Below are 7,123 nucleotides of genomic sequence, written 5' to 3' on the forward strand. Positions count from 1 at the left end.
CGCCTCTTATTTATTAAATAGGGGGAATATCCATTGAGTAAAATTGGCTTACAGTTATTTTCTGTGTGGAGAGATGCCGAAAAAGATTTTTTAGGGACCATTCAAAAAGCGGCCGAGCTAGGATATGAGGCAGTCCAATTTGCGGGCTTTTATGATACACCAGCTAATAAACTACAAAGTGTATTAAAAGAAAATGGACTCTATGCTGCCGGGGCACATGTAGGAATCGAGAAGTTATTAGATGATGAATTAAAAAGGACGTTTGAATACAATAGCGCCATTGATAATAACTTACTGGTTTGTCCTGCGCTTCCAAAGGAAATGAGACAGACAGCCGAAGATTATAAGAAAACAGCAGAGATACTGAATCAGATTGGAGAAACATGTAAAGAGGCAGGTTTTACTTTTGGCTATCATAACCATGCATTTGAATTTGAACAGTTTGGAAGTGAAACAGGATTTGACCTGCTATTTGGTCTCACAGACCCTGATTTAGTGAAAATGGAATTAGATTGTTATTGGGCCGCTTTCGCGGATCAAGATCCGTTAGAAATCATTCAAAAATATAAAAATCGTGTCGTGTCCCTGCATATTAAGGATATGAAAATAGTTAATGGTACAAAGACTGGGATTGAAGTAGGGAGAGGTCAACTTGATTTTGCCTCGCTAATTAAGCTGGGGGATAAAGTTGGTGTTGAGTGGTTCACGGTTGAGCAGGAGGAATTTGAACGCGATCCTTATCAAAGTCTTTCTATTAATGCAGATACTCTTAAACAATTAATGAGCGAGGCGGGAGTTCGATGAGTACTAAGATTCCTAGACCGGAATATCCAAGACCTAATTTCAGACGAAATGAGTGGTTAAATCTAAATGGCCAATGGAACTTTGCATTCGATGATCACAATATTGGTTTAAGAGAAGAGTGGTATGTGAATCATGATTATCAACAAGAAATTACGGTTCCGTATGCATTTCAAACACAGCTGAGCGGTATTCATACCAATGAGTTCCACGACGTTGTTTGGTATGAAAGAACATTTATGATTCCAGACAACTGGCAGGGGAAACAAATACAGCTGCATTTTGGTGCCGTTGATTATCGTGCAACTGTCTGGGTCAATGGGAGGTTCGTTACTGCTCATGAAGGAGGGCATACATCATTTTCCACTGATATAACAGATGCTTTATTGGGCGGTCTAAATAAAGTGGTTGTAAGGGTAGAAGACGTATCAACCGACTTGGAGCAGCCGCGTGGTAAACAATACTGGGAGAAGGAATCTGAAGGGATATTTTATACCCGTACAACCGGCATTTGGCAAAGTGTTTGGCTGGAGCCAGTCAATCACTCGTTCCTTGAAAGAGTAAAACTAACACCAAACATTGATACAGGTGAAGTAACGGTTGAATACCTTATTCAGAATGCCTCAGATAAACAAGAGCTGGAAATAGAAATCTATTCTCAAGACCTAGTTGTTGCAAAAGAGTCTTGTAAAGTAAATTTTGTTCAACGCAAGAATAAACAAGTGGTTTTGTTGAAGGACTTCAAGAGCGGTAACGGAAAGCTTTGGAGCCCAGAACAACCATTTCTTTATACTGTTAAACTTTTTTTAAAAGAAGAAAATAAGCTTGTTGATAAAGTATACAGCTATTTTGGTATGAGAAAAATTTCTATTAATAACGGAAGAATTGAATTAAACAATAAGCCTTATTATATGAAACTAGTTCTAGACCAAGGGTATTATCCTGCTAGTCTGCTGACCGCACCGACGGATGAAGATTTAAAGAGAGATATCGAATTAACGAAGGAAATGGGCTTTAACGGGGTGAGGAAACACCAAAAGGTCGAGGAGCCTCGATATCTATATTGGGCAGATCACTTAGGAATTCTTGTCTGGGGGGAAATGGCGAACAGCCATACGTTTACTGATAAGGCTATAAAACGAATTTCGTCTGAATGGCAGGAAGCAATAGAACGTGATTATAATCATCCATCCATTATTGCGTGGGTTCCTATTAACGAAAGCTGGGGTGTTCCTCGATTAAAAAGGGATTCCCGTCAAGCGAATCATTTACTAAGTATGTACTATTTAACAAAATCATTGGATCAGTCGCGTCTAGTCATTTCAAATGACGGATGGGAACACACCGTTTCAGATATCTTAACCATTCATGACTATGAAGGTGAAAAGGGAGTTTTAAAAGAAAGATATTCCAAGCTTGATAGTACATTAAAGTTTACACCAGCAGACCGACTTTTATTTGTCCCTGGTTTTCAACATAAGGGTGAACCCGTTATGGTTTCGGAGTTTGGCGGTATCGCCTATCAGAAAAGTGAATGGCAAGGATGGGGCTATACATCTGCCGCAAATGACCAAGATTTTATTGAGCGATATTATCATGTTGTTTCTGGTTTGCTGGAATCACCGCTTGTTCAAGGATTCTGTTATACCCAAATAACAGATGTCGAACAGGAAATTAATGGTCTTTTAACCTATGACAGAAAGCCAAAGGTTGACCTTAGCATAATACGTGAAATCAATGAAGGTAAAAAACTTACGTTTACTGCGAAAAACTAACCCTTATTCAAGGAGTGTTAATGTTGTATTTTACAGTTGAAAAGATTGAAAAATTTTTAGCAGAATTGAAGAATTATATCTATAAAGAAACGTTAGATATCCCTGTTTTTCGCTATAAAGAGTGGGAATTTGGCGATGAAGATAAAGATGCGTACAAAACTGAATTTGACGATCAGAACTGGACAAACTTCCACGTAGGAGATTTTTGGGGCGGGTATGATAAATCTGCTTGGTTTAGGACCACGATCACGGTCCCTGAGGACTGGAAAAAAGAACGCCTGGTTCTTCATTTTTTAGTTGGCCCTCGTGATGGCGGAGGATCAACGGCTGAATCATTGTTATATGTAAATGGCGTCCCATTACAAGGGATTGATGTCTGGCATGAGGAAGCATGGCTTCCGCCAGAGCTTCTTGAAAAAAGTGAGATTCAAATTTCTCTAAAAGCATGGAGCGGGGTGTTGAATCCTCCTGATCGTCGAAGATTTAAAAAGGCTAGGCTTGCATGTGTTGATGTTCCAACAGAAAAGTATTTTTATCTTGCTCATACACTGATAAATACAGTGAAGGTCCTAGATGAAAATGAATTTAGAAGAACGAAAATGCTGCAGCTAGTAAATGAATCAATCTTAAAAGTAGATTTTTTAAAGCCGGGTTCAGATTTCTTCTATCAGTCTATTCATGATGCCTATGAATTTCTGAAAACAGAGGTTGAGCAATTTAGTGAAATAGAGGAATTAAAGCCATTGGTTACAGCACTTGGTCATTCTCATATTGACATGGCATGGTTATGGCGCTTGGTTCATTCAAGAGAAAAAGCCTCAAGGACCTTTTCAACTGTCCTGCATCTCATGCGTCAATATCCTGAATACCGATATATCCATACATCGCCCCAATTATACAAATATCTAAAAGAGGATTATCCTGAAATCTTTGCAGAAGTGAAACAAAAAATTGCTTCTGGTGAGTGGGAAATCACAGGCGGAATGTGGATTGAGCCAGATACCAATCTTCCAAATGGAGAGTCATTGATTCGTCAAATTCAGTTTGGAAAAAGGTTTATGAAGGATGAGTTTGGGGTTGATACAAGGGTTGTATGGCTTCCAGATGTATTTGGTTATTCATGGGCCCTGCCGCAAATTATGAAAAAAAGTGGAATTGACACTTTTATGACAACCAAAATTAGTTGGAATCAATATAATCGATTCCCATTCGATACGTTTAATTGGCGCGGAATTGATGGCACGGAAATCTTTACCCATTTTATTACCACCCCTGAGGAAGGAGCAAGAGCCTATACCTATAATGGAATGCTGGAACCACGAAGTGTAAAAGGAATCTGGGATTCCTACCAGCAGAAGGAAGTAAATGATGAGCTGTTACTAGCCTTTGGATGGGGTGATGGCGGCGGCGGGCCAACAAAAGAAATGATTGAAACCGCTCGTGCCATGAAAAATCTGCCGGGGCTGCCTAAAGTTCAAATGGACAAGGCAGAAGCTTATTTTGCACGGTTACAAGACAAGGTGAAAGATAAATCATTACCGGTTTGGGATGGAGAATTGTATTTAGAGTATCACCGGGGTACCTATACCTCTCAGGCATCTTTAAAAAAAGCAAACCGTAAAGCAGAATTTACCTATCATAATGCGGAATGGTTAAGTGCAATTGCTGACCATTTCAGCGGCGAGGAAAATTATCCCCATGCAGCTTTAAATGAAGGATGGGAACTATTACTCCTAAATCAATTTCATGATATTTTACCTGGCTCCTCTATTCGTCAGGTAAATGAAGATGCGCGCAGAGATTACCAAATCGTGCAGAGTATTGGAGAAAAAGTTCTCAAAGAAGCCCAAGGCTCTATTGAACAGAACATTCAAACTCATGAGGATGCTATTATTGTCTACAATTCTCTATCTTTTGAAAGAGATGGTTTAATCGAATTACCTGTTTCTTCAATTTTTACAAAGACAACAACCATTGTGGATGAAGAAGGAAATACCCTGCCAGCTCAGGTAATTCAAGCCCAGGACAGCCAAAAGGTACTGGTCCAAGCTAAAAATGTACCAGCACTAGGATATAAAACGTTTAAACTTGCTGAACAATCGGCTTCGGAATCCAATTTTATAGTAACGAAGGAATATATGGAGAATGATTACTACCAAATTACTTTCAATGAAAAAGGTCAGATTATTTCATTATTTGATAAGGTAGTAGAAAGAGAAGTTATTGCCGAAGGGGCAAGGGGAAATGTCCTACAGACATTTGAGGATAAACCAATGAATTTTGATGCCTGGGATGTTGACCTATATTATCAAGAAAAAATGCGTGAGATCGACCATTTAACAGCAGTAGAGGTGCATGAGGTGGGTCCGATTCGCGGCAGTCTTAAATTAACTTGGGAATTCTATGATTCTACAATTACACAATATATAACGGTTTATAAACATTCACCAAGAATTGACTTTATTACTAAAGCTAATTGGCAGGAGAAACAAACATTAGTAAAGGCAGCATTCCCAGTTGATGTTCGTTCAACAAAAGCAACCTTTGATATACAGTTTGGCAATATAGAGCGTCCGACTCATTGGAATACGAGTTGGGACCATGCACGCTTTGAAGTAGTGGGACATAAATGGGTTGACCTTTCTGAGGGTAACTTCGGAGTCAGTTTACTTAATGATTGTAAATACGGGCACGATGTAAAAGACAATGTGATCCGATTAACATTAATCAAATCTTCTATTGAACCTGATGAAACAGCTGACCGCGGCATCCATGAATTTACGTACAGCCTAATTCCGCATAAAGGGGATTGGCGTGAAGGAAATATTGTTAAAGAAGCCTATCATTTGAATGTTCCATTATTTGCAAATGAACTGCCAGCTAACCTTGATGGGCACTTACCAGCCTCCTATCAATTTGCCGGGATTGACCAAGACAACGTTTTGCTCGAAACCGTGAAAAATGCTGAAGAAGGCGATGCAATTCTTGTACGTTTCTATGAATATAAACAATTTAGAAATAAAACAAATGTTTCATTTGCAAAACCAATTAAAAAAGCGATTGAATGCAACTTGCTTGAAGAAGAAGAGAGTTCAGCAGACTTTCAGGGGCAGACACTTTCCTTCTCCATTTCACCATACGAAATTAAGACTTTTAAAATTTGGTTTTAACCTAGACTTGCATTAGTACGGGATTCTCCTTGTAAACAGCAAGAATGGGGAAAATTTAGAATACACATAAGTGAGTGGGGTAAATGATAACAGAATTTAGATTACTAAGATCAGAAGCTGAGTATAATCAAGCGATACTATTGGCTGACAGGACATTTAGAAACAATGATCAAATTTCAATGGGTAAAGCCTACCCCTTTGTCTTTTCGCCTGCACTAACTCAATCATACGGTGCATTTGTAAATGGTGAACTGGTTTCCTTTATTGGCCTGGTTCCCTCTATTGTCCATATAGAAGAAGCAGAAATTCAGGCTTATTCCATTGGGGCTGTGTGTACACACCCGGAACATCGTAAGAATGGCTATGCCAGCACCTTATTAAGTAAAGTAATTGAACATGGTGAGAATGCAGGTGCATCTCTTCTGTTCGTATCTGGCAACCTGCCGATATATATAAATGCAGGCTGTACTTACTATGGGGAAATGAATAAATACGAAATAAAAAAGGGAGATCTGCCAACGGTAGAAGGCTGCTCCGTAAGAGAAGCTCTTCCGTATGACTGGTTTCACGTAAGGAAATTAACACAGTCTCGGCGTGTGCACTATGAACAAAGCTTGATAGATTTTACCATCCTTAATCATGCAGAAGGATTTGCAAGTAATCATAAAATGAGGCATAAACTTTTGGTTGCTGAAGGTGGTAATGAACTAAGGGGATTCTTAATTTTGGGAATGTCTCACCCTTCTGCCGAGAAATCCCCTGCAAGGGTAATCGAATGGGGAGGGGACCCAAAAGCTATCCAAGCTCTTTTAGCAGAATCCTTTCAGTATGGAATAACATCTATTAAATGTTCCATCCCTTCGTATGAAACAGCACTTACTAGACTATTAAACGGTAGTGAGAAAAGAGTAACAGCCTTCCCAGGGACGATAAAAATAATTAGCCTGGATTTATTATTAAAACAATTGGAGCCCATTTTTAAGGGGAAAGTCAAAATAGAAGATGTTGATAACAAGCATAAAAAACTTATCTTTAATCAGAGTTCGATGACTGTGGAAAATGCTTCTTTAGAAAGACTAATCCTTCAAGGAGCCCCAGACTTGGATTGTTATTTAAAAGAAATTTTTCCAATTCCTCTCCCTTTCCCTGAAGGGTTAAATTATGTATAAAGGAATGATTGTATAAAAAAGGGGCTGGCAAAAATGATCTATAACCCATAATATGGACAGTTTAATAAAAGAGCCTATGCTGCTAACAGGTGACCTCGGTATTGTACCGGGGTCATCCTTTTTAATCCCCACTGGTAACGATGATTATTGTACTCCTTGATATATGAACCCACCAGCTGCTTTAACTCAATAAAACTATTACAGTCTT

5 protein-coding genes are annotated in these 7,123 nt (G+C 38.9%); 4 read left to right on the forward strand and 1 reads right to left on the reverse strand.

Annotated elements, in window-relative coordinates:
• The first annotated feature begins 33 nt into the window (after positions 1-33).
• The 4 genes from H0184_RS08760 (at position 34) to H0184_RS08775 (ending at position 6,915) form a co-directional block, all read left to right on the forward strand.
• Positions 34-804 carry a sugar phosphate isomerase/epimerase family protein gene (locus H0184_RS08760; RefSeq protein ID WP_221823474.1) on the forward strand — a complete coding sequence of 257 codons (771 nt, stop codon included), beginning with the start codon at positions 34-36 and terminating at the stop codon, positions 802-804.
• Entirely contained in the window at positions 801-2,576 is a 1,776-nt protein-coding gene (locus H0184_RS08765; RefSeq protein ID WP_221823476.1) for a glycoside hydrolase family 2 protein, read from the forward strand. Before H0184_RS08760 ends, H0184_RS08765 begins: the two co-directional genes overlap by 4 nt.
• Before the next feature lie 20 nt (positions 2,577-2,596).
• Complete coding sequence (locus tag H0184_RS08770; protein WP_221823478.1) at positions 2,597-5,746, forward strand: alpha-mannosidase; 3,150 nt, start codon at positions 2,597-2,599, stop codon at positions 5,744-5,746.
• 83 nt (positions 5,747-5,829) lie between these two features.
• Positions 5,830-6,915, forward strand: a complete 1,086-nt coding sequence (locus H0184_RS08775; RefSeq protein ID WP_221823481.1) for a GNAT family N-acetyltransferase — start codon at positions 5,830-5,832, stop codon at positions 6,913-6,915.
• Positions 6,916-6,989: 74 nt separating this feature from the next.
• On the opposite strand, the gene H0184_RS08780 is transcribed toward H0184_RS08775, so the two are convergent.
• Entirely contained in the window at positions 6,990-7,106 is a 117-nt protein-coding gene (locus tag H0184_RS08780; protein ID WP_396953585.1) for an IS3 family transposase, read from the reverse strand.
• Positions 7,107-7,123: the final 17 nt, after the last annotated feature.

The sequence above is a fragment of the Neobacillus niacini genome (assembly GCF_019749295.1).
In the GTDB taxonomy this organism is placed as follows: domain Bacteria; phylum Bacillota; class Bacilli; order Bacillales; family Cytobacillaceae; genus Neobacillus; species Neobacillus niacini_D.

Bases quoted from the DNA above. Each gene is read 5' to 3' on its own strand.
- H0184_RS08765 (WP_221823476.1), top strand. From the start codon at position 801: ATGAGTACTAAGATTCCTAGACCGGAATATCCAAGACCTAATTTCAGA.
- H0184_RS08770 (WP_221823478.1), top strand. From the start codon at position 2,597: ATGTTGTATTTTACAGTTGAAAAGATTGAAAAATTTTTAGCAGAATTG.
- H0184_RS08775 (WP_221823481.1), top strand. From the start codon at position 5,830: ATGATAACAGAATTTAGATTACTAAGATCAGAAGCTGAGTATAATCAA.